General features: G+C 66.1%; 18 protein-coding genes. 10 read left to right on the forward strand and 8 right to left on the reverse strand.

What is annotated here, in order from left to right; translation table 11 throughout:
- Nucleotides 1–404: 404 nt before the first annotated feature.
- A complete protein-coding gene (locus ACQY46_RS16880; protein ID WP_428697169.1) occupies nt 405–1,901 on the reverse strand; it encodes a leucyl aminopeptidase in 1,497 nt (498 codons plus the stop codon).
- A gap of 369 nt (nt 1,902–2,270) precedes the next feature.
- Here ACQY46_RS16880 and lptF point away from each other — a divergent pair, with 369 nt between their 5' ends.
- The 6 genes from lptF to rsmA all read left to right on the forward strand — a co-directional run bounded on the left by lptF (nt 2,271) and on the right by rsmA (nt 9,986).
- A complete protein-coding gene (gene lptF / locus ACQY46_RS16885) occupies nt 2,271–3,458 on the forward strand; it encodes an LPS export ABC transporter permease LptF (RefSeq protein WP_428697170.1) in 1,188 nt (395 codons plus the stop codon).
- Between the two features lies 1 nt (nt 3,459).
- Nucleotides 3,460–4,566 carry an LPS export ABC transporter permease LptG gene (lptG, locus tag ACQY46_RS16890; RefSeq protein ID WP_428697171.1) on the forward strand — a complete coding sequence of 369 codons (1,107 nt, stop codon included), beginning with the start codon at nt 3,460–3,462 and terminating at the stop codon, nt 4,564–4,566.
- A complete protein-coding gene (locus ACQY46_RS16895) occupies nt 4,566–7,004 on the forward strand; it encodes an LPS-assembly protein LptD (RefSeq protein ID WP_428697172.1) in 2,439 nt (812 codons plus the stop codon). The genes lptG and ACQY46_RS16895 overlap by 1 nt, the downstream gene beginning before the upstream one ends.
- Nucleotides 7,005–7,191: 187 nt before the next feature.
- On the forward strand, nt 7,192–8,118 hold the full coding sequence (locus tag ACQY46_RS16900; protein WP_428697173.1) for a SurA N-terminal domain-containing protein: 927 nt from the start codon (nt 7,192–7,194) through the stop codon (nt 8,116–8,118).
- Nucleotides 8,119–8,127: 9 nt separating this feature from the next.
- A complete protein-coding gene (gene pdxA / locus ACQY46_RS16905) occupies nt 8,128–9,144 on the forward strand; it encodes a 4-hydroxythreonine-4-phosphate dehydrogenase PdxA (RefSeq protein ID WP_428697174.1) in 1,017 nt (338 codons plus the stop codon).
- Nucleotides 9,144–9,986, forward strand: coding sequence for a 16S rRNA (adenine(1518)-N(6)/adenine(1519)-N(6))-dimethyltransferase RsmA (gene rsmA / locus ACQY46_RS16910; RefSeq protein WP_428697175.1), 843 nt, complete (start codon nt 9,144–9,146; stop codon nt 9,984–9,986). The genes pdxA and rsmA overlap by 1 nt, the downstream gene beginning before the upstream one ends.
- A gap of 40 nt (nt 9,987–10,026) precedes the next feature.
- On the opposite strand, the gene gmk is transcribed toward rsmA, so the two are convergent.
- The 7 genes from gmk to fabD all read right to left on the reverse strand — a co-directional run bounded on the left by gmk (nt 10,027) and on the right by fabD (nt 16,568).
- Nucleotides 10,027–10,719, reverse strand: a complete 693-nt coding sequence (gene gmk / locus ACQY46_RS16915; RefSeq protein ID WP_428697176.1) for a guanylate kinase — start codon at nt 10,717–10,719, stop codon at nt 10,027–10,029.
- A gap of 15 nt (nt 10,720–10,734) precedes the next feature.
- Entirely contained in the window at nt 10,735–11,631 is an 897-nt protein-coding gene (locus ACQY46_RS16920; RefSeq protein ID WP_428697177.1) for a YicC/YloC family endoribonuclease, read from the reverse strand.
- Between the two features lie 33 nt (nt 11,632–11,664).
- Nucleotides 11,665–12,846, reverse strand: a complete 1,182-nt coding sequence (gene mltG / locus ACQY46_RS16925; RefSeq protein ID WP_428697178.1) for an endolytic transglycosylase MltG — start codon at nt 12,844–12,846, stop codon at nt 11,665–11,667.
- Between the two features lie 156 nt (nt 12,847–13,002).
- On the reverse strand, nt 13,003–14,268 hold the full coding sequence (fabF, locus tag ACQY46_RS16930) for a beta-ketoacyl-ACP synthase II (protein ID WP_428700516.1): 1,266 nt from the start codon (nt 14,266–14,268) through the stop codon (nt 13,003–13,005).
- A gap of 65 nt (nt 14,269–14,333) precedes the next feature.
- A complete protein-coding gene (locus ACQY46_RS16935; RefSeq protein WP_186389281.1) occupies nt 14,334–14,570 on the reverse strand; it encodes an acyl carrier protein in 237 nt (78 codons plus the stop codon).
- 278 nt (nt 14,571–14,848) lie between these two features.
- Nucleotides 14,849–15,586: a 3-oxoacyl-[acyl-carrier-protein] reductase gene (gene fabG, locus ACQY46_RS16940; RefSeq protein ID WP_428697179.1), complete on the reverse strand. Its 738-nt coding sequence runs from the start codon at nt 15,584–15,586 to the stop codon at nt 14,849–14,851.
- 34 nt (nt 15,587–15,620) lie between these two features.
- Entirely contained in the window at nt 15,621–16,568 is a 948-nt protein-coding gene (fabD, locus tag ACQY46_RS16945; protein ID WP_428697180.1) for an ACP S-malonyltransferase, read from the reverse strand.
- A 393-nt stretch (nt 16,569–16,961) separates the two neighbouring features.
- On the opposite strand from fabD, the gene rpsF reads away from it, so the two are divergent.
- The 4 genes from rpsF to tyrS all read left to right on the forward strand — a co-directional run bounded on the left by rpsF (nt 16,962) and on the right by tyrS (nt 19,986).
- The gene (gene rpsF / locus ACQY46_RS16950) at nt 16,962–17,423 is read left to right on the forward strand and encodes a 30S ribosomal protein S6 (RefSeq protein WP_306030116.1); all 462 of its coding nucleotides are present in this window, start codon (nt 16,962–16,964) and stop codon (nt 17,421–17,423) included.
- A gap of 12 nt (nt 17,424–17,435) precedes the next feature.
- On the forward strand, nt 17,436–17,684 hold the full coding sequence (gene rpsR, locus ACQY46_RS16955; RefSeq protein ID WP_029057383.1) for a 30S ribosomal protein S18: 249 nt from the start codon (nt 17,436–17,438) through the stop codon (nt 17,682–17,684).
- A gap of 98 nt (nt 17,685–17,782) precedes the next feature.
- The gene (gene rplI, locus ACQY46_RS16960) at nt 17,783–18,403 is read left to right on the forward strand and encodes a 50S ribosomal protein L9 (RefSeq protein WP_428697181.1); all 621 of its coding nucleotides are present in this window, start codon (nt 17,783–17,785) and stop codon (nt 18,401–18,403) included.
- A 326-nt stretch (nt 18,404–18,729) separates the two neighbouring features.
- The gene (gene tyrS, locus ACQY46_RS16965; RefSeq protein WP_428697182.1) at nt 18,730–19,986 is read left to right on the forward strand and encodes a tyrosine--tRNA ligase; all 1,257 of its coding nucleotides are present in this window, start codon (nt 18,730–18,732) and stop codon (nt 19,984–19,986) included.
- Nucleotides 19,987–20,021 lie beyond the last annotated feature (35 nt).

Here is a 20,021-nt window from a genome sequence, read left to right on the forward strand (position 1 = left end):
CTGGACCCGGCATCGCTGCCGTTTTCCGCAACCCGCGACGATCGCCTCGACTGTGGTCACGATCACATCCGTGACACACACGGCAGGCTAGCATCCGGGACAGTGGCAAACGGTAGAAAAGTCGAGACGCCGGGGCAACGGGAGACATTCGATGGCTTTGCGGATTGTGTTGTTTTTCGGTCTGGTGCTTGGCCTTGCCGGCGTCACGACGGCAATGGGAACGGTGGTTGTGGAGCCGACCGGCAGCTGCGTGGCCTACAAGACCTGCTGATCCTGCAAGGCGCCTGATTTCGGCAGGCACCTTCGGCAGGATACTTGCAGACAGAGCAACCCGCCTTTCCGGCGGGTTTTTTGTTGTCCGGCGGGAGCGGAAAGGCGCTCAAGGCCCCTTCCCGCATTGCCGGTCAGCCTTCGTAGTGCTCGCGCACCAGCCGGTCGAGCAGCCGCACGCCATAGCCCGATGCCCAGGTCTTGCTGATATCCGTCTTAGGGCTGCTCATCGCGGTGCCGGCGACGTCGATATGCACCCACGGCACGTCGTTGACGAAGCGCTGCAGGAACTGCGCCGCCGTGATCGACCCGGCAAGCCGTCCGCCGGTGTTCTTCATGTCCGCATTGGGCGTGTCGATCAGCTTGTCGTATTCCCCCGACAGCGGCAGCCGCCAGACCCGCTCCTCGGTGGCCAGGCCCGCATCGGCAAGGCGCCCGGCCAGTTCGTCATTGTTGGAAAAGATGCCTGCATGCTGGCTGCCGAGCGCGATCAGCACCGCGCCGGTCAGCGTCGCCAGGTTGATCATGAAGGCGGGTTTGAACCGGTCCTGCGTGTACCAGAGCGCATCGGCCAGCACGAGACGGCCCTCCGCGTCGGTGTTGATGATCTCGATGGTCGCTCCCGACATCGCCGTGACGATGTCGCCGGGGCGCTGAGCCTTGCCGTCCGGCATGTTCTCCACAAGGCCGATGACGCCGATGGCGTTGACCTTGGCCTTGCGGGCCGCCAGCGCGTGCATCAGGCCGGTGACGGCTGCCGCACCGCCCATGTCGCCCTTCATGTCTTCCATCGAGGCTGCCGGCTTGATCGAGATGCCGCCCGTGTCGAAGACGACGCCCTTGCCCACGAAGGCCACAGGCGCGGCATCCTTCTTGCCCCCGTTCCAGCGCATGATGACCATGCGCGGCGGGCTGTCCGAGCCCTGGGCCACGCCGAGCAGCGCGTCCATCTTGAGCTTCTTCATCGCCTTTTCGTCAAGCACCTCGATCTCGACGCCGAGCCCGGAAAGCTCGCTGGCGCGTTTGGCGAACTCCAGCGTCGTCAGCACGTTGGCAGGCTCGTTGACCAGGTCGCGGGCCAGCAGCGTGCCGTCGCTGACGGCATCGGCATCCGCCCAGGCCTTCTTCGCCGACTTGGTGTCGCCGGTTGCCAGCGTAACCTTGGCGGCCGTCTTCGGCTTGTCCTCGTCGTCCTTGCGGGTCTTGTAGCGATCGAACGTATAGGCGCGCAGCTTCACGCCCATCGCGAAGGCCGCGACCATGGCCGGCGCGACCTCGCCTTCAGCGGTCTCCAGCACCATCTCGGCCGCCTTCGCCTGTCCGAGGGCACCCATGGCGACGCCGCCGAGTGCGGCCCAGTCGTTCTCGCCAAGCCCGGAGACCGTACCCGCCTTGCCAAGGCCGATGACCACGAGCCGGTCGAGACCGGTACCGGCCGGTGCCAGCAGGTCAAGCACGGACTTCGACTTGCCGGAAAAACCGGCCGCGTCCGCCGCGCGCTTGACGAGGGCCTCGACGCCGTCGCCGATCGCGCCGGCGGTCCTGCCGAGCGCCAGGGCATCGTCGACGAAGACAACGGCCACGCCCTTTTCAGGGGCGGCCAGCTTTGCGAAGGAGATCTTGGGGAGCAAGGTTGAAACCTCTTGTCTGAGGGAAATTGAGCGTAACGGGCCCGGATCCGCGGCAGGCCCGGCCGGAAAGGTGCGGCCGGATCGCGGCGGAGACCGCGCAGTGCGGCCGGCAGCGGACCTTCGTTGCGGCCCGGCCAGCGCGTTCCTTCTCTACAATGGTACCAGTTTCGTCCCTCGGCAAGCCGGAGGCCAAGGACGGAGCCCTGTTAATTTTCGCTTAACCCTTTTTCTTCTCGGAGTATTTACCTAAACTCGCGCCTAATCGGGCACAGTGGCAACGCAAGCCGCCGATGCGCCGGCGCAGGCCTCGCTTGCCGATTCATTCAACCGGGCCATGGGCCAATAGCGGCACAGCACGACACGGACCTGATGACCACCTTCGAGCGTTACGTCTTCCGGCGCCTGACTGCCGTCTTTCTGGTGACGCTGGCAGCACTGGCCGGTGTCGTGTGGGCAACGCAGGCGCTGCGCCAGCTCGACCTGGTGACGGCCAAGGGACAGACCATTGTCCAGTTCATCGGCATGACCATGCTGGCGATGCCGTTCCTGGTGCTGGCAATCGCCCCCTTCGCGCTGCTGATCGCACTGATCGTCGTGCTCAACACCCTGTCCAACGACAGCGAGCTCATCGTCATCAACGCCTCGGGCGCCTCGCGCTCGGTGCTCCTGCGTCCGGTCCTGTGCTTTGCCGCCGCGGTCAGTCTTCTTTGCGCCACGCTGTCGCTGGTGCTGGCGCCGGCCGGGCTTGCCGCTTTGCGCGACGAGATCACCCAGGTACGCGTCGACCTCGTCGCCAACATCGTCCGCCCGGGCCGCTTCATCGGCATCGAGGACGGTCTCACCTTCCACATCCGCAACCGGGGCGGCGAAGGCCAGCTCGACGGCCTGCTGATGCATGACGAGCGCGCCGAGGACACCGTCTTCACCTACGAGGCCGCGCGGGGACAGATCGTCGAGGCGGCCGGCCGCACCCTGCTGGTGATGCAGGATGGCACGATCCAGCGGCGCACCAGGGCCAATGGCAGCATCTCCATCGTCCGCTTCCAGTCCTACGCCTTCGACCTGTCGAGCATGGTGCCGACCGGCACGGTGTCCACCTACAAGTCGAGCGAGCGCTCCACTCTCGACCTCATCGCCCCGGACGACGGCGACGCCTACGCGGCCGACAACCGCAGCCGCCTCGTGGCGGAACTGCACGACCGACTGAGCCAACCGCTCTATCCGCTCGCCTTTGCCCTGATCGTCTATCTGTTTGCCGGCGAACCGAAGACGACGCGGCAGAACCGGCACGTCGCGATTCTTGTGGCCCTGGTCCTGGCAATACTGCTGCGCACCGCCGGCTTCGGCGTGCTGACGCTCGTTCCCGGCCTGCCTGCGGCGCGCTTCGCTCTCTATCTGGTTCCCCTTGCCGCCATTGCGGTCGCCGCCTGGGCGATCGCCGTTCCCCGCAGGCCACGCTGGATGAGCGCCCTTGCCGCGACCGGAGAACGGCTGGCCGAGCAGGTCGAGCACCTCGTGTCGCGACTGCAGGGACGCCAGCCGGGCGGAGCTGCCTGAGATGCTCACCGCCGCCCGCTCCGGTCGCACCCTTGCCGTCTATCTGGCCTTGCGCTTTCTCGTCTCGATCGGCGGCCTGTTCCTGCTCGCCGCCGTCCTGATCTTCATCTTCGACGCGCTGGAATTGCTGCGTCGGGCCAGCGACCAGGAAGGCGCGAGCCTTGCCCGCATCGGCCTCATATCGTTGCTCAGGGTGCCCCAGCTGATGGAGCAGGTGCTCCCCTTCGCGGTCCTGTTCGGCGCCATCGCGGCCTTTCTCGGGCTCAGCCGCAAACTGGAGCTGGTGGTGGCGCGCGCCGCCGGCGTCTCCGTCTGGCAGTTCACGGCCCCCGCATTGGCTGTCGGCATTTTCGTCGGCATCGCCGCCGTGCTGGTCTACAACCCGCTCGCGGTGGTGCTTCGCACCCAGTCGGACGAGATCGCCTCGGGCCTGTTTGGCCGCGAACAGAACTTCCTGCTGCAGACCACCGGCGACATCTGGTTGCGCCAGGACGGCATCGACGGCGAATCGGTTCTCCATGCCAAGCAGATCCTGGACAATGGCGAGCGGTTGCTCGGTGTCACCGTCTTCACCTTCGACAGGAAGGGGTCCTTCGTCGAGCGCATCGAGGCGCGCGAGGCCGTCCTCGCCGACCAGTCCTGGCGCCTTTCCAGTGGGACCGTCTATTCGACGAGCGGCGATCCTCGCGCGTTCACGTCCTATTCGGTGTCCACCTACCTGACGCCGACAGAGGTGCGCGAGAGCATCGCGGCCCCCGAATCCATCGGATTCTGGGACCTCCCGCGTGTGATCGAATTGTCACAGCGCGCGGGTTTACCGGCATATCGTTATTCACTTCAATATCAGACACTTCTGGCCCGGCCCGCGCTTTTGGCCGCAATGGTGCTGATTGCCGCCTGCGTTTCCCTGAGGGTTTCGCGGATGGGGGGTGTCGGCCGCCTGATTCTGGGTGGAATCCTTGCCGGGTTCGTGCTTTACGTTCTGTCGGAGTTGGGCAAGGACCTCGGCGGCGCGGGAATCGTGCCTCCGGTCCTTGCCGCGTGGGCACCTGGAGTGTTTGGAGTCTTGATGGGGATCACGATCCTCCTTCACCTGGAGGACGGCTGATGAGCTTGGCCGTTCCTGCAAGCATTGCCGAATTGCCGCGCCGCATGTCCGCAAGGGGCGCCGCGCGCGGTCGTGTTCGCACGCGCGCTGGCATGCGCGCCGCGATGCTTGCCGGCACTGTCCTGTCCGGAACGCTTCTTGCAGCCCTCGTCACCCTGCCCTTCCAGGCAGTTCCCGCTGCGGCGCAGGCAGACCTCGTCAACACGCTCGCCAGCCAGGTCGATCCCGCCGATCCGCTGCTGCTTGAGGCCAACGAGCTGCGATACGATTTCGACCGGGACGTGATCTCCGCCGTTGGCAATGTGCAGATCTATTACGGCGGCAACACGGTGGAGGCCGACCGCGTCGATTTCGACCGGCGCAACGGACGGCTGCGCGCCAATGGCAATGTTCGGCTGACGGAGCCGGACGGCAATGTGCTGCGCGCCGGTTCCATGGATCTTTCCGAGGACCTGCGCGACGGTTTCGCCACCGCCCTGCAACTCGACACGCCCGAGCGCACGCGTTTCCTCGCCGAGAGCGCCAAACGCGAGGACGGCAACCGCACGACCTTCGAAAACGGCCTCTACACGGTCTATACGAAGCCCCGGAACCCGCCAGAAAAACCGCCACTCTGGCGCATTCGTGCCCAGACCATCGTGCACAACCAGCAGGAACGGACGATCGAGTTCGAGAAGGCCTCTCTCGAGTTCTTCGGACGCTCGCTCGTCTATCTGCCCTATCTCTCGATGCCGGATCCCAGCGTCAAGCGGAAGTCCGGCTTCCTGATTCCCTCGGCCGTCTTCGGCGACCGTGTGGGCGTTGGCGTGCGGGTGCCCTATTACCTGGCACTGGGCGAAACATACGACCTCTTGCTGTCGGCAACGCCGCTGACCAAGCAAGGCGTGCTCAGCCAGGCCGAGTGGCGCCAGAAGCTCATCGACGGCTCCTATTCGATCCATGTCGGCGGCCTCATCCAGGCCCAGCCGGGCGAATACACAACGTCGAGCGGCAACCGCCGGTTCCGCGGTGTGGTCGCCTCCAAGGGCGAGTTCGACATCAACGAACGCTGGAAATGGGGTTGGGACGCGTCCTGGCGCACCGACCGGTCGTTCCTGGACGACTACAAGTTTACCCGCTTCGGCAATGCGGCCGACGTGTCGCAGATCTACCTGACCGGTCAGAGCGAACGGAACCGCTTCGACCTGAGGAGCTATGCTTTCCGCATCTCCCAGGAGGACTACACGGCCGCCGCCGGCTTCAACGCCGCCGGCTTCAGTCCGGTCGGCAGCCGCCTGCAGGACAAGCAGCCCTTCGTCCATCCGGTTCTCGACTACAATTACATCTTCGAGGACCCGATCGCCGGCGGCGAACTGTCCTTCACCGGCAACCTGACAAGCCTGACGCGCGACCAGACCGACGCGATCCAGGTCGGCGCGACCACCCGGTTCCGCGGTGTCGAGGGTACGTTTACCCGAACCAGCCTGCGTGCCGACTGGCGCTCCACGGTGATAGATCCGCTCGGCCAGGTGTTCACGCCTTTCGCCTATGTGAAGGGTGACCTCTACTTCCTGTCGTCGCAGGACAAGAACGTCGCCGCGCTGACCGATGAGTCCTTTGTCGGCCGGATCATGCCGGCGGTCGGCATCGATTATCGCTTCCCGTTCATCGGCACGTTCGAGGGCGGCAACCAGATCATCGAGCCTGTCGCCCAGGTCATCGTCCGCCCCAACGAGGGGCGCATCGGCGAGTTGCCGAACGAGGACGCGCAAAGCATCGTCTTCGATTCCACCACCCTCTTCGAATACGACAAGTTCTCCGGCTTCGACCGCAGCGAAGGTGGCACGCGCGCCAATATCGGCCTGAAATACAGCCTGCAGTTCGATGAAGGCTTCAATGTCAGCGCGCTGTTCGGCCGGTCGTTCCACATGGGCGGCACCAACTCGTTCAAGACCGCCGACATTCTCGACGCGACCAGCAGTTCGGGCCTTGCCACCAATTACAGCGACTATGTCGGCAGCCTCTATTTCGACAGCCGCCAGGGCCTGCGCGTCGGGGCCCAGGCGCGCTTCGACCATAAGAATTTCTCCATCCGCCGCGGCCAGATCGAGGCGACGGGCATCTACGGGCCGCTGACCGGAAACCTCGCCTATGCCTATCTGTCGGCCCAGCCCAATCTCGGGATCGGCACGCCGCGCGAGGAAGTGATCGGCTCCGCCAGCCTGCGTTTGCAGGAGAACTGGCGCCTGTTCGGCTCGGTGCGCTACGACCTGCAGCGCAAGAACATGGTGCGCGACAGTTTCGGCATCGGCTACGACGACGAAGGCTTCTCGGTCTCGCTCGCCTATGCCGAGGACCGCAGCCGCAATAACGGGCAGACCACGGACCGGTTGTTCTTCTTCCGCTTCGGCCTGCGCACGCTCGGCGATACGCAGTTCTCGACCAACGGCAACAACTAGGCCCGACGGAATTTGGCCGTTTTCTGGTGCGAAAGCAGAAATTGCGGCGGATGAAACCGGGATGCCGGGAGCGCATGCACACGCTCGCCGGCCCGCGCGCGAACCGATGACAGAGACGCAAGAGCCGGCGGCCAGCAACCCCGGAGCGCGCATACGGTCCGCGACACGCGACGACAGGGGGAACGGAATGACTGGAAAGCGCTGGATGCTCGCCACCCTGGCGATGCTGTTCGCAGCGAGTGTTGCGGGCACTCCCGTGATGGCGCAGACCGCCATCAAGGTGATCGTCAACAACAAGCCCATCACCACCTACGATATCAAGCAGCGCGCGGGCCTGCTGCGCCTGACCACCGGTCGCGGTGGCTCCGGCGCGACCCGTCAGGCGATGGAAGAGCTCGTCAACGACACGCTGAAGATGCAGGAAGCCACCCGCGCCGGCATGAATGTCTCCAAGGCCGAGGTCGACGAGGCCTATGCCACGCTCGCCGGCCGGGTCAAGCTGACGCCCAGCCGTCTCACCCAGGTGCTCCGCCAGTCGGGCATCAACCCCGAGACGCTGCGCTCGCGCCTGGAGAGCGAGATTGCCTGGACGCAGATCCTGCGGGCCCGCTTCCAGCAGGAAGTGCGCATCGCCGAGTCCGATGTCATCGCCGCCCTTCAGAAAAAGGAAGACGAGGACACGAACAAGAGCATGGAATACCGGGTCCAGGGCATCGTCGTCGTCGTGCCGGCGAAGTCCTCGGCCGGCACCAAGGCGCAGCGCCGTCGCGAGGCCGACAAGTACCGGGCCCAGTTCACCTCCTGCAACGAGGCCGAAACGCTGGCCCGCCAGTACCGCGAGGTGGTCGTGCTGCCGATCAAGACCCGGCTGGAAACCGAGATCCCGGGTGAGTTGAAGAAGGAGCTCGACAAGATCGCGGTCGGCAAGGTCACGGCCCCGCAGACCACGTCGAACGGCTATGAGATGTTCGCGCTCTGCGACAAGCGGGAGATCGCCAGCAACGTCGCCGCGCGCATGGAGGTCGAGGACGAGTTGCGCGACAAGGAGGGGCAGCAGCTCAGCCGGCGCTACCTGCGCGAGCTTCGCCGCCGCGCCATCATCGACTACCGCTAGACGATCCGGATGCGCACCAGCCTTCTTCCTCTGGCGGTGACCATGGGCGAGCCGGGCGGCATCGGGCCCGACACCCTGCTTGCCGCCTGGAGCGACCGCGTCGCGCGCGAATTGCCGCCCTTCTATGTGCTCGCGGATCCGGCCTTCCTCGCCGCGCGTGCCGGGCGGCTGGGCCTCGCCGTTCCGCTCGCCGAGCTGACGCCGGGAGAGGCGCTGGAGGCTTTCGCGGACTACCTCCCCGTCGTGCCGCTCGGGAGATCCGTCACGGACACGCCGGGAACCGCCGATCCGGCGAATGCGGACGCGGTGATCGCGTCGATCGAGCGCGCCGTCGGCGATACGATGAGCGGAGCCGCGGCCGGGGTCGTTACCAATCCGATCAACAAGAAGTCGCTCTACGACGCCGGCTTCGCCCATCCCGGGCACACCGAGTTTCTCGGCGAACTGGCGCGGCGCGCCGGAAGCGACGAGCACGAGCCGGTGATGCTGCTCGCCGGCCCGGACCTGCTGGTGGTGCCGGTGACCATTCACATCCCCCTGTCGCAGGTCCCTGCAACGCTGACGAGCGAACTGATCGTGCGCACCGCGCGCATCGTGCACCGCGACCTGGTGCGCCGTTTCCGCATCGAGAACCCGCGCCTGGCCATCGCCGGGCTGAACCCGCATGCGGGGGAAGGCGGCGCGATCGGCCGCGAGGATGAAGAGGTGATCATGCCGGCGGTGGCCGAACTGCGCGCGGGCGGGATCGATGCGATCGGCCCCCTGCCCGCCGACACGATGTTCCATGCCGAGGCCCGCAGGGACTATGACTGCGCGCTCGCCATGTATCATGATCAGGCGTTGATCCCGGCCAAGACGCTCGCCTTCCACGATGCGGTCAACGCCACGCTCGGCTTGCCCTTCGTGCGCACCTCGCCCGACCATGGCACCGCCCTTGCCATCGCCGCGAAGGGCACCGCCCGTCCCGACAGCCTCTCCGCCGCCATTCGCCTTGCCGCCGTGCTGGCCGATCCAGACCTCGTGTGATGAGCCAGATCGACACGCTGCCGCCATTGCGCGACGTCATTCGCGACCATGACCTGCAGGCCCGCAAATCGCTTGGTCAGAACTTCCTGCTCGATCTGAACCTGACGCTGAAAGTCGCCCGTACCGCAGGCGATCTGTCCGGCACCACCGTTCTGGAAGTCGGCCCCGGGCCGGGCGGGCTGACCCGGGCCCTGCTGGTCGCCGGGGCGCGCCGGGTGGTTGCCGTGGAAAAGGACCCCCGCTGCCTGCCGGCGCTGGAGCAGATCGCCGCGCATTATCCCGGCCGGCTTGAGATCGTCCGGGGCGACGCCCTTGCCCTGTCGCTTTCGGAGATCGCCGCTGGCGGTCCGCTGAAGATCGTCGCCAACCTGCCCTACAATGTCGGCACCCAGCTCCTGATCGACTGGATCACCGGCGAGAACTGGCCGCCCGTCTGGCAATCGCTGACACTGATGTTCCAGAAGGAAGTCGCCGAACGGATCGTCGCGCCGCCCGGCAGCAAGGCCTATGGCAGGCTGGGCGTGCTTGCCGGCTGGCGTTGCCATGCAACGCTCGCCTTCGAGGTCGGGGCCAAGGCCTTCACGCCGCCGCCCAAGGTGACCTCGGCGATTGTCCACCTGACGCCGCGTGCCTCGCCCCTTGCCTGCGATCTCAAGGCTCTGGAAAAGCTCACGGCCGCTGCCTTCGGCCAGCGCCGCAAGATGCTTCGCGCCAGCCTGAAGCCGCTCGCCGGCGATGCCGAGGATCGTCTCCGCAGTGTCGGGATCGAGCCAACCGAGCGGGCCGAGCAGCTTTCCATCGAGCAATTCGTGGCGCTTGCCAACGCTTTCGCGCAAGCCTGAGAGGAAAGGCCGGGCAGCGCCTGGAGGACCGACGCGCCTCTCAGTCCTCGCCGGTCTCGCGCTTCAGGTCCTCGACCATTCCTTCGATGAACGGGCCGATCGCGGGGCTGCGCTCGCGCCGCAGCCGCTCCGCCCTCAGGATCGAGCGGGCGCCGTCATAGGCGCGCTGCAGGTCGTCATTGATGATGACGTAGTCGTATTCGTTCCAGTGCCTCATCTCGCCGACCGCCGTCTTGAGACGACGCTGGATGACGTCTTCCGCATCCTCGGCGCGCCGATGCAGGCGCGACTTCATCTCGGCGATGGAGGGCGGCAGGATGAAGAGCGAAACGACGTCCGGACGCACGGCCTCGTAAAGCTGGAAAGTGCCCTGGATGTCGATATCGAACAGAACGTCCTGGCCGAGCCCCAGCGCCTCCTCCACCGGATCGCGGGGCGTGCCGTAGTAATTGCCGTGCACTTCGGCCCATTCCAGCAGCTCGCCGCGATCCCGCATCTGCTCGAAACGCTCCCGGCTGATGAAATGATAGTGCACGCCGTCGATCTCGCTCGACCGGCGCGGCCGCGTCGTCACCGAAACGGAGAGCTTCAGGTTTGTCTCCTGGTCGAGGAGCTGGCGGGCGATGGTCGACTTGCCCGCGCCGGATGGCGAGGAGAGCACCAGCATCAGCCCGCGCCGGCGCGCCTCGGCCTCCTCGGAGGTCACCACCGTTCCGCCCGTCGCTGTCGTCATGACACCTGCCTCGCCCTATTCCAGGTTCTGAATCTGTTCGCGCATCTGGTCGATGACGGTTTTCAGCTCAAGGCCGATGGCCGTCAGTTCCGTGCCGTTCGACTTGGAACACAGCGTGTTCGCCTCGCGGTTGAATTCCTGCGCGAGGAAGTCGAGCTTGCGGCCGACCGGTCCGCCCGCATCGAGCAGCAGCGTTGCCGCGTTGACATGTGCGACCAGCCGGTCGAGCTCCTCGCGAATGTCGGCCTTTGTCGCCAGAAGGGCCGCTTCCTGGTGAAGACGCGTCGGGTCGAGGGCGACGGATGCGCCGGCAAGCGCCTCCACCTGGGCCGCCAGCCTGACACGGATCGCCTCCGGCTGGCGGCAGGGCGCAGCCTCGGCAAGCGCGGTCAGCCGGGCGATCTCGGCAAGTTGCCCGGCCAGGACCTCGGCGATCGCGCGCCCCTCGCTGCGACGCATTTCGGCGAGCGCGGCAAGTGCACCCGCGAGGCTGGCACGAAGCGCGCTCCCGAGCGCCTCCTTCTCGGCCTCCCCCTCTTCCGGTTCTGCCCATTCGATCACGCCGCGCTGGGACAGGATGCCATCAAGCCCGACCGGAGCCGCATCCGGCACCCGACGGCGGATGGTCTCCAGCACCGCCAGAACCGCGTTGAGCGCCGCCTCGTTGATGCGCGGCACCGCGTCGCCCTGGCCGCGCTGATAGCTGAGGCCGATGGTGATATTGCCGCGCGCGAACAGCTTGCCCGCCGTCTCCCGGCAGACTGCCTCAAGGCTCTCCAGTCCGCCCGGCAGGCGGACCCGGACATCGAGTCCCTTGCCGTTCACCGACCTGACTTCCCAGGTCCAGCGTGCTGCCCCGGCCGCACCGTCGGCGCGCCCGAAGCCCGTCATGCTTGAAAGAGTTCCGGCCATTTCGCGTTCCTGCCCCCTGGATCGCGGCTTGCGCTATCCGCCGCTTCCCGCAGCGGCGGGCGCGGCTTGCTGCGCCTCGCGCTCACGCCGCTCCCGCTCGATCTGCCGCCAGCGGACGACGTTGCGCTGATGCTGCTCATAGGTCTCGGCGAAGACGTGTCCCCCCGTGCCATCGGCAACGAAATAGAGGTCCTTGGTGCGCGAGGGATTGGCGACAGCCTCCATCGCCGCACGGCCGGGATTGCCGATCGGCCCCGGCGGCAGCCGGTCGATCTGGTAGGTGTTGTAGGGGTTGCGTGCATCGAGCTGCGACCGGGTGATCGCGGACCGGTCCTGGGACCAGGCCTCGCCGCCGAACAGGCCGTAGACGATGGTCGGGTCGGACTGCAGCCGCATACCCTTGTTCAACCGGTTGACGAAGACGCCAGCAACCCGCGTGCGCTCGTCCGCCCGGGCGGTTTCCTTCTCCACGATGGAGGCAAGGATCACCAGCTCATCGGGTGTCTCGACGGGCAGCCCGTCCGTGCGCCGGGCCCAGATATCGGCAACGGCCTTGGTCTGGGCATCGCGCATCTGCTGGACGAGCTGGGCGCGGGTCGTGCCGCGTGTGAACGTATAGGTCTCCGGCAGCAATGCGCCCTCCGGCGGGATCTCGTCGATCGTGCCGGTAAGAACGGGATGCTCGCGCACCCGTGCGATCACCTGGGCGCTGGTCCAGCCCTCAGGGACGGTGACCGTGTGATAGACGGCCTTGCCCCCGACCAGGTCTTCCATGATCTGGTGCATGGAACTGCCGGCGGCGAAGGCATATTCACCCGCCTTCAGCTTGCCCGCGTTCTTGTAGGCCCGCACTCCGGCAAGGAAGACATAGGCGTTCTCGATCACCCCCTGGTTTTCCAGCGTGTCGGCGATCGCCTGGAGGCCCGATCCGGACGAGATGATCACCGTCTTCTCGGCCGCCAGCGGTCCCGGCGCCTCGAACTCCGCCTTGCCCCAGTAGAGCAGGCCGGCCACCGCGATCACCGTCAGGACGGCGATCGACAGGATGGCATTGATGACGATGACGAATGGATTGCGGACGTGGCGGGAGCGGGCCGGCGGTTGCGGCGCCTGCTCCGGCTGGATCGCCTCGCGCGGGCTCTTGGGGTTCGGTCGAAAGGCGGTCGTCCCGCCATCCTTGGCGCGGTCGGACTCGTCGGTCGGCGTCTCGGTCATGTGTCCCGTCCGGTCAGGTTGATCGAGGGAATGGCTCTGCCACTTGACTTGCAAATATGGCCAAACCGCGAAGAACCATGCCCAAACTCGGCGCCTGGCGGGAAAGTCCCTGCCCCGCCACCGCCCCGGTCAGTCGCCGGGGCGGGAGTGCTGTGCTCAGGAAGCGACCTTGCGGAACACGAGCGACGCATTGGTGCCGCCGAAACCGAAGGAATTCGACAGTGCCGTGTCGATCGTCATGCGCTTCGCGGTGTTGGGCACGAGATCGATCTCGGTTTCCACCGAAGGATTGTCGAGATTGATGGTCGGCGGGGCAATGCCGTCGCGCATCGCCAGCAGCGAAAAGATCGCCTCGATCGCACCGGCAGCGCCCAGCAGGTGCCCGGTCGACGACTTGGTCGAGGACATGGTCAGCTTGGCAGCCGTCGAGCCGGCCAGGCGCTGGATCGCGCCGAGCTCGATCTCGTCGCCCAGCGGCGTCGAGGTGCCGTGCGCGTTGACATAGTCGATGTCGGACGCAGCCATGCCGGCGCGCTTCAATGCCGCCTGCATGCAGCGATAGGCACCGTCGCCGTCGGAGGCCGGGGCAGTGATGTGATAGGCATCGCCCGACAGGCCGTATCCCACGACCTCGCCATAGATCTTGGCGCCGCGGGCAACGGCGCGCTCGTATTCCTCCAGCACGACAACACCGGCGCCCTCGCCCATGACGAAGCCGTCGCGGTCCTTGTCATAGGGGCGCGAGGCCTCCTCGGGACGGTCGTTGAAACCGGTCGACAAGGCCCGAGCCGCGGCAAAGCCTGCCAGCGCCAGGCGACAGACGGGCGATTCCGCACCGCCGGCGATCATCACGTCGGCATCGTCCAGCGCGATCAGGCGCGCTGCGTCGCCAATCGCATGGGCACCGGTCGAACAGGCAGTGACGACCGCGTGGTTCGGTCCCTTGAGGCCGTGACGGATCGAAACATAGCCGCCGGCGAGATTGATCAGGCGGCCGGGAATGAAGAACGGGGAGATGCGGCGCGGGCCCTTGTCGCGCAGGACATGGGCGGTCGCCTCGATGCCCTGCAGGCCGCCAATGCCCGAGCCGATCAGCACACCCGAACGGATCTGCTCTTCACGGGTGGAGGGCTTCCAGCCGCAGTCGGCGATAGCCTGTTCGGCCGCGGCCATGGCGAAGATGATAAACTCGTCGACCTTGCGCTGTTCCTTCGGGTCCATCCAGTCGTCGGGATTGAACGTTCCCTGGGAGCCGTCACCGCGGGGAATCTGGCAGGCAATCTGGCAGGCGAGATCATCGACCTCAAAATGGCTGACGCGGGACGCCCCGCTTTTGCCGTCGAGAATTCTGGACCAGCTTTCCTCGACACCGCACGCCAACGGCGTGACCATGCCAAGGCCGGTAACGACCACTCGCCTCATCATGAACCTGTATGTGGGCGCTTCGGGCGGACCTTGTCATCCGCCCGATGCGCGTAAACAATGGATTAGCCGGCGTTCTTTTCCAGGAACTTGACGGCGTCGCCGACAGTCAGGATCGTCTCGGCGGCATCGTCCGGAATCTCGACGCCAAACTCTTCCTCGAACGCCATGACGAGTTCGACCGTGTCGAGGCTGTCAGCGCCCAGATCGTCGATGAAGCTCGCCTCCATGGCCACCTTGTCGGCGTCGACGCCGAGATGCTCGATGACGATCTTCTTTACCCGATCCGCGATGTCGCTCATTTTAGATTCCTCAGTTGCTTCCAACGGTTTTCGCTAGTTCAGCGCTCTGCGCCGTACCTCGTACCCGATCCTCGGAACGCGGTGAATGGGGTCCAGCCCGCACCATGCCCGACCCGGGTTTTCACGCCGGCCTGACAGGCCATGCCCGAGCGCCGATCATTCGTGAACGGGTTCGCTGGCCGGCGGGTTCGTAACACACTTTATAGGGCTTGACCAGCCGCCGAAAGGCAACCGGGGCCCGCTCTCCCGGCGGCAATCTCCGGGAGAGGATAATCAAGTCAAATCATGGCCATACCGCCATTCACATGGAGCGTTTCGCCGGTCATGTAGGCGGCTTCGTCGCTGGCCAGGTAAACGGCTGCCGCCGCGATCTCGTCCGCCCTCCCTAGGCGGTTGGCCGGCACGCTGGTGAGGATCGATTCCTTCTGCTTGTCGTTCAGCGCGTCGGTCATCGGCGTTTCGATGAAGCCCGGCGCGATCGTGTTCACCGTAATGTTGCGCGAGGCGACCTCGCGCGCAAGCGACTTGGCCATGCCGATCATGCCGGCCTTGGCGGCGGCATAGTTGGCCTGGCCTGGATTTCCCGTCACGCCGACGACGGAGGCGATGCCGATGATGCGGCCGGAGCGGCGACGCATCATGCCCTTCACCGCAGCACGGCAGAGCCGGAAACCGGCCGTGAGGTTGACCTCGATGACATCGTCCCACTCCTCGTCCTTCATCCGCATGAAGAGGTTGTCGCGGGTGATGCCGGCATTGTTGACCAGGATGTCGAGCGGACCCATCGCGGCCTCGGCGGCCGGCACCAGCGCATCGACGGCCTCGCGGTCCGACAGGTTGGCCGGCACGACGTGGGCGCGCTCGCCGAGGTCGGCGGCCAGCGCTTCCAGCTTTTCCGCCCGCGTGCCCGACAGGGCGACAATGGCCCCGCGGGCATGCAGCGCGCGGGCGATCGCTTCACCGATACCGCCGGTCGCGCCGGTGACGAGGGCTGTCTTGGAAGTCAGGTCGAACATGGTTCCGTATCCTCTATAAGAAAGTCTGTCCGTATCAGGCCGAGCCGAGACGGTCCATCAGCATGTCGATGTCCTCGGCCGTGTTGACCGCCATGCCCGCCATGTCCTTGGCGATGCGCTTGACCATGCCGGTCAACACCTTGCCGGTGCCGATCTCGCAAGCCGTGTCGACGCCGGCATCCGCCATCCAGGCGATCGTCTCGCGCCAGCGCACCGTTCCGGTGACCTGCTCGACCAGCCGCGCGCGGATCTCGTCCGGGTCGCTGATCGGCGCGGCCAGCACATTGGCGACAAGCGGCACGACCGGCGCGTTGAAGCGCACCGAGGCGAAGGCCTCCGCCATCGCATCGGCCGCCGGCGCCATCAGGGCGCAGTGGAACGGCGCGCTGACGGGAAGCAGGATCGCGCGCCGCGCGCCGCGCCCCTTGGCGATCTCGATGGCGCGTTCGACCGCCCCCTTGTGACCGGAGACCACCACCTGTCCCGGTGCGTTGTCGTTGGCCGCCTGGCAGACCTCGCCCTGCGCGGCTTCCGCCGCCACCGCAACCGCATCCGCGAAGTCGAGACCCAGAAGCGCCGCCATCGCGCCCTCGCCCACCGGCACGGCCTGCTGCATCGCCGTGCCGCGAATGCGCAGCAGCCGCGCCGCGTCGCCGATCGACAGCGTGCCAGCGGCGGCGAGCGCCGAATATTCGCCGAGCGAATGTCCCGCGACATAAGCGACCGACGCCTTGAGGTCGAGGCCGCGCGCCTCGGCGACCCGCATGGTCGCAAGGCTGACGGCCATCAGCGCCGGCTGCGCGTTGGCGGTCAGTGTCAGGTCGTCCTGGGAGCCTTCCCACATGATCGCGCTCAGGTTCTGGCCGAGCGCCTCGTCCACTTCGGCAAAGACCGCCCGGGCCTCGGGAAACCGGTCCGCCAGTTCCTTGCCCATGCCCACCGTCTGGCTGCCCTGGCCTGGAAACGTGAATGCGATGCTCATGTCGATGGCTCCCACCGTTCGTTTGCGATCCGGATCGTTGACGTGGCCGGACCCTGCGCTGTCGAAGTGTGCCGCAAAGACACGGCCCTTGCGCGCCCTGTCAAGGTTGAAGCGTGAAAAAGCCGACCTTTCAACCGCGCACCGCTTGCGAACGCGGCCAACTGGTGTATAAGCCACGCTTCGTTCGGAACTCTGGCCGGGGGCTGAACGGAAGGCTCGTCATGTGGCCGGTCCCTCCAGGGATCGATCGCGCGCCGGGCAGGATGGAACAATGCGCCATCCGCCTTCCCGTGTCTCCGCCTTCGAAGTTGCTTCGAACCGCCTTTCTTGAAGGCTCGAAGAGGCTTAGCGCCGTGTTCCGGGGATTTTGGATCTAAGGAAAGGCACATCTCCATGCCGCTTTACGAGCATGTGTTCCTGGCGCGCCAGGACGTCTCGGCCCAACAGGTCGAGCAGATGGTCGAGCAGTACAAGGCCCTGATTGCCGAGCACGAAGGCTCGGTCGGCAAGGTCGAGACCTGGGGTCTGCGTACGCTCACCTACCGCATCAACAAGAACCGCAAGGCTCATTACACGCTGATGAACCTGACTGCCTCCCCGGCTGCCGTCGCCGAGATGGAGCGCCAGATGCGCCTCAACGAGGACGTCCTGCGCTTCATGACCCTCAAGGTCGACGAGCACGAGGAAGAGCAGTCCGCGATGATGCAGAAGCGCGACCGTGACGACCGCCGTGGCGGTGGACGCGGTGGACGTGGTGAGCGCGGCGATCGTGGTGGTGACCGCGGCGATCGTGGTGACCGGGGCGATCGTGGTGATCGCGGTGATCGCGGCCCCCGCCGCTTCGACGAAGAATAAGGAGCTATCGCAATGGTCGATATCGCACAGCTGCCGACGCGCCGCCCGTTCTTCCGTCGTCGCAAGACCTGCCCGTTCTCCGGCGCCAATGCGCCGAAGATCGACTACAAGGACATCCGCCTTCTGCAGCGCTACATATCCGAGCGCGGCAAGATCGTACCGAGCCGCATCACGGCCGTGTCCGCCAAGAAGCAGCGTGAGCTGGCCCGCGCCATCAAGCGCGCCCGCTTCCTCGGTCTTCTGCCCTTCGTGATCAAGTAAGATCGCGATCATTTCCATCGGCTGGGGCGGCCCGGCATCACGCCGCCGCCCCTAACCGTGCTCGAAAGAGCGCGGGACAGACGACAAGGACCACCGACATGAAGATCATTCTCCTGGAGCGCGTCGCCAAGCTTGGCCAGATGGGCGAAGTGGTGAAGGTGCGCGACGGCTTCGCGCGCAACTACCTCCTGCCGCAGGGCAAGGCGCTTCGCGCCACCAAGGTCAACCAGCAGCGCTTCGACACCGAACGGGCGCAGCTCGAGGCCCGCAACCTCGAGCGCAAGAGCGAAGCCGAAGGCGTCGCCAAGACGCTCGACGGCCAGTCCTTCACCATCATTCGCCAGGCAGGCGAGACCGGCCAGCTCTACGGCTCCGTCTCCACCCGCGACATTGCCGACGTGATGACCGAAGGCGGCTTCTCCTCGGCCCGTTCGCAGGTTCGCCTCGACCGCCCGATCAAGACCATCGGCCTGCATGACGTCACGGTCGTCCTGCACCCGGAAGTCGAGATCTCGATCAGCCTCAACATCGCCCGCTCCGCGGACGAAGCCGAGCGCCAGGCGCGCGGTGAGGACCTGACCGGCCGCGAGCAGGACATCTTCGAGTTCGAGGAAGACGAGGACGAGGACGAAGACGCCGAGGGCGGCGACGCCGACGGCGAGACCTCCGACGCGTCCGAGGATACCGGCGAAGAGGCTTCCGAGGACGAAGCTCTCTGAGCCTCTCCCTCCCGGACCGACGAATTGAAAAGGCCCCGCTTGCGGGGCCTTTTTGCTTTGGGGCAAGCCCCTGTCACCGCTGCGTCATCCGCCCTTGCTAGGAGACATTTGTCGTCGGCGCGATACCCTCGCCGACCTCGACCCGCAAAACTTCTCCACGGCCGGTTTCCCCGGCCGTTTTTTTTGCGCGGCCGCGCGAGCACTCCCCCGGTTTCCGCATGACCGCCGCATCCGGCGGATTTCCCCGTGATCTCGGCGGCCAGTTCGGCTAAGACGTGCGGGCCCTTCGGGGCGTTTCACGTCACCACAAGATGCAGATTGGCAAGATGACCGGATTCAAGTCGGATTTCCTGAGGACCCTTAGCGAGCGCGGTTTCATCCACCAGATGTCGGATGAGACCGGTCTCGACGATCTCCTGCGGACTGAGACGGTCACCGCCTATATCGGCTACGATCCGACGGCCTCCAGCCTGCATGTCGGCCACCTGATGCAGATCATGATGCTGCACTGGTTCCAGGCGACCGGCCACCGGCCGATCTCGCTGATGGGCGGCGGCACCGGCATGGTTGGTGATCCCTCCTTCAAGGAGGAGGCCCGCAAGCTGATGACGGTCGAGATGATCGAGGACAACATCGCCTCGATCAAGCGCTCCTTCGCCAACTACATCGACTATGACAAGGGCCCGCTCGGCGGCGGCCTGATGATCAACAACGCGGACTGGCTGCGTCCGCTCAACTACCTTGAGTTCCTGCGCGATGTCGGCCGCCACTTCTCGGTCAACCGCATGCTGTCCTTCGACAGCGTCAAGACGCGCCTCGACCGCGAGCAGTCGCTGTCCTTCCTCGAGTTCAACTACATGATCCTGCAGGCCTACGATTTCGTCGAGCTGGCGAAGCGCACCGGCTGCCGGCTGCAGATGGGCGGGTCGGACCAGTGGGGCAACATCATCAACGGCATCGATCTCGGCCACCGCATGGGCACCCCGCAGCTCTACGCGCTGACTTCGCCGCTGCTGACCACCGCCTCGGGCGCCAAGATGGGCAAGACGGCCTCGGGCGCGGTCTGGCTCGATGCCGACCTCCTGTCGGTCTATGACTTCTGGCAGTACTGGCGCAACACCGAGGATGCCGACGTGGAGCGCTTCCTCAAGCTCTTCACCACGCTGCCGCTCGACGAGATCGCCCGCCTCGCAGCCCTTGGCGGATCGGAGATCAACGAGGCGAAGAAGGTGCTCGCCACCGAGGTCACCGCCATCCTGCATGGCCGCAAGGCCGCCGGGGACGCGGCCGAGACGGCCCGGCGCGCCTTCGAGGAAGGGGCGCTGGCGGACGGGCTGCCGACCGTCAACGTGCCAGCGGGCGAGCTGGAGGCCGGCCTTGGCCTGCTTGCCGCCTTCGTCACGGCCGGGCTCTGCGCCTCCAACGGCGAGGCGCGGCGCCAGGTCAAGGGCGGCGGCCTTCGGGTCAACGATGTCGTGGTGCAGGACGAGAAGCGCGTGCTCGGCACCGCCGACCTCGTCGAGGACGGGGTGATCAAGCTCTCGCTCGGCAAGAAGAAGCACGTGTTGCTCAAGGCCGTGTGAGCACGGGCGCATAACCCGCTGAAAATTCGGAAAGG

It is taken from the genome of Stappia sp. (assembly GCF_965276915.1).
In the GTDB taxonomy this organism is placed as follows: Bacteria; Pseudomonadota; Alphaproteobacteria; order Rhizobiales; family Stappiaceae; genus Stappia.

Coding starts and splice junctions, on each gene's coding strand:
- fabD (WP_428697180.1), bottom strand. CDS start 16,568: ATGAGCATCGCATTCACGTTTCCAGGCCAGGGCAGCCAGACGGTGGGC.
- fabG (WP_428697179.1), bottom strand. CDS start 15,586: ATGTTCGACCTGACTTCCAAGACAGCCCTCGTCACCGGCGCGACCGGC.
- tyrS (WP_428697182.1), top strand. CDS start 18,730: ATGACCGGATTCAAGTCGGATTTCCTGAGGACCCTTAGCGAGCGCGGT.
- fabF (WP_428700516.1), bottom strand. CDS start 14,268: ATGAGGCGAGTGGTCGTTACCGGCCTTGGCATGGTCACGCCGTTGGCG.
- rpsF (WP_306030116.1), top strand. CDS start 16,962: ATGCCGCTTTACGAGCATGTGTTCCTGGCGCGCCAGGACGTCTCGGCC.
- rsmA (WP_428697175.1), top strand. CDS start 9,144: ATGAGCCAGATCGACACGCTGCCGCCATTGCGCGACGTCATTCGCGAC.
- rplI (WP_428697181.1), top strand. CDS start 17,783: ATGAAGATCATTCTCCTGGAGCGCGTCGCCAAGCTTGGCCAGATGGGC.
- rpsR (WP_029057383.1), top strand. CDS start 17,436: ATGGTCGATATCGCACAGCTGCCGACGCGCCGCCCGTTCTTCCGTCGT.
- ACQY46_RS16935 (WP_186389281.1), bottom strand. CDS start 14,570: ATGAGCGACATCGCGGATCGGGTAAAGAAGATCGTCATCGAGCATCTC.
- lptF (WP_428697170.1), top strand. CDS start 2,271: ATGACCACCTTCGAGCGTTACGTCTTCCGGCGCCTGACTGCCGTCTTT.
- ACQY46_RS16900 (WP_428697173.1), top strand. CDS start 7,192: ATGACTGGAAAGCGCTGGATGCTCGCCACCCTGGCGATGCTGTTCGCA.
- ACQY46_RS16920 (WP_428697177.1), bottom strand. CDS start 11,631: ATGGCCGGAACTCTTTCAAGCATGACGGGCTTCGGGCGCGCCGACGGT.
- gmk (WP_428697176.1), bottom strand. CDS start 10,719: ATGACGACAGCGACGGGCGGAACGGTGGTGACCTCCGAGGAGGCCGAG.
- lptG (WP_428697171.1), top strand. CDS start 3,460: ATGCTCACCGCCGCCCGCTCCGGTCGCACCCTTGCCGTCTATCTGGCC.
- ACQY46_RS16895 (WP_428697172.1), top strand. CDS start 4,566: ATGAGCTTGGCCGTTCCTGCAAGCATTGCCGAATTGCCGCGCCGCATG.
- mltG (WP_428697178.1), bottom strand. CDS start 12,846: ATGACCGAGACGCCGACCGACGAGTCCGACCGCGCCAAGGATGGCGGG.
- pdxA (WP_428697174.1), top strand. CDS start 8,128: ATGCGCACCAGCCTTCTTCCTCTGGCGGTGACCATGGGCGAGCCGGGC.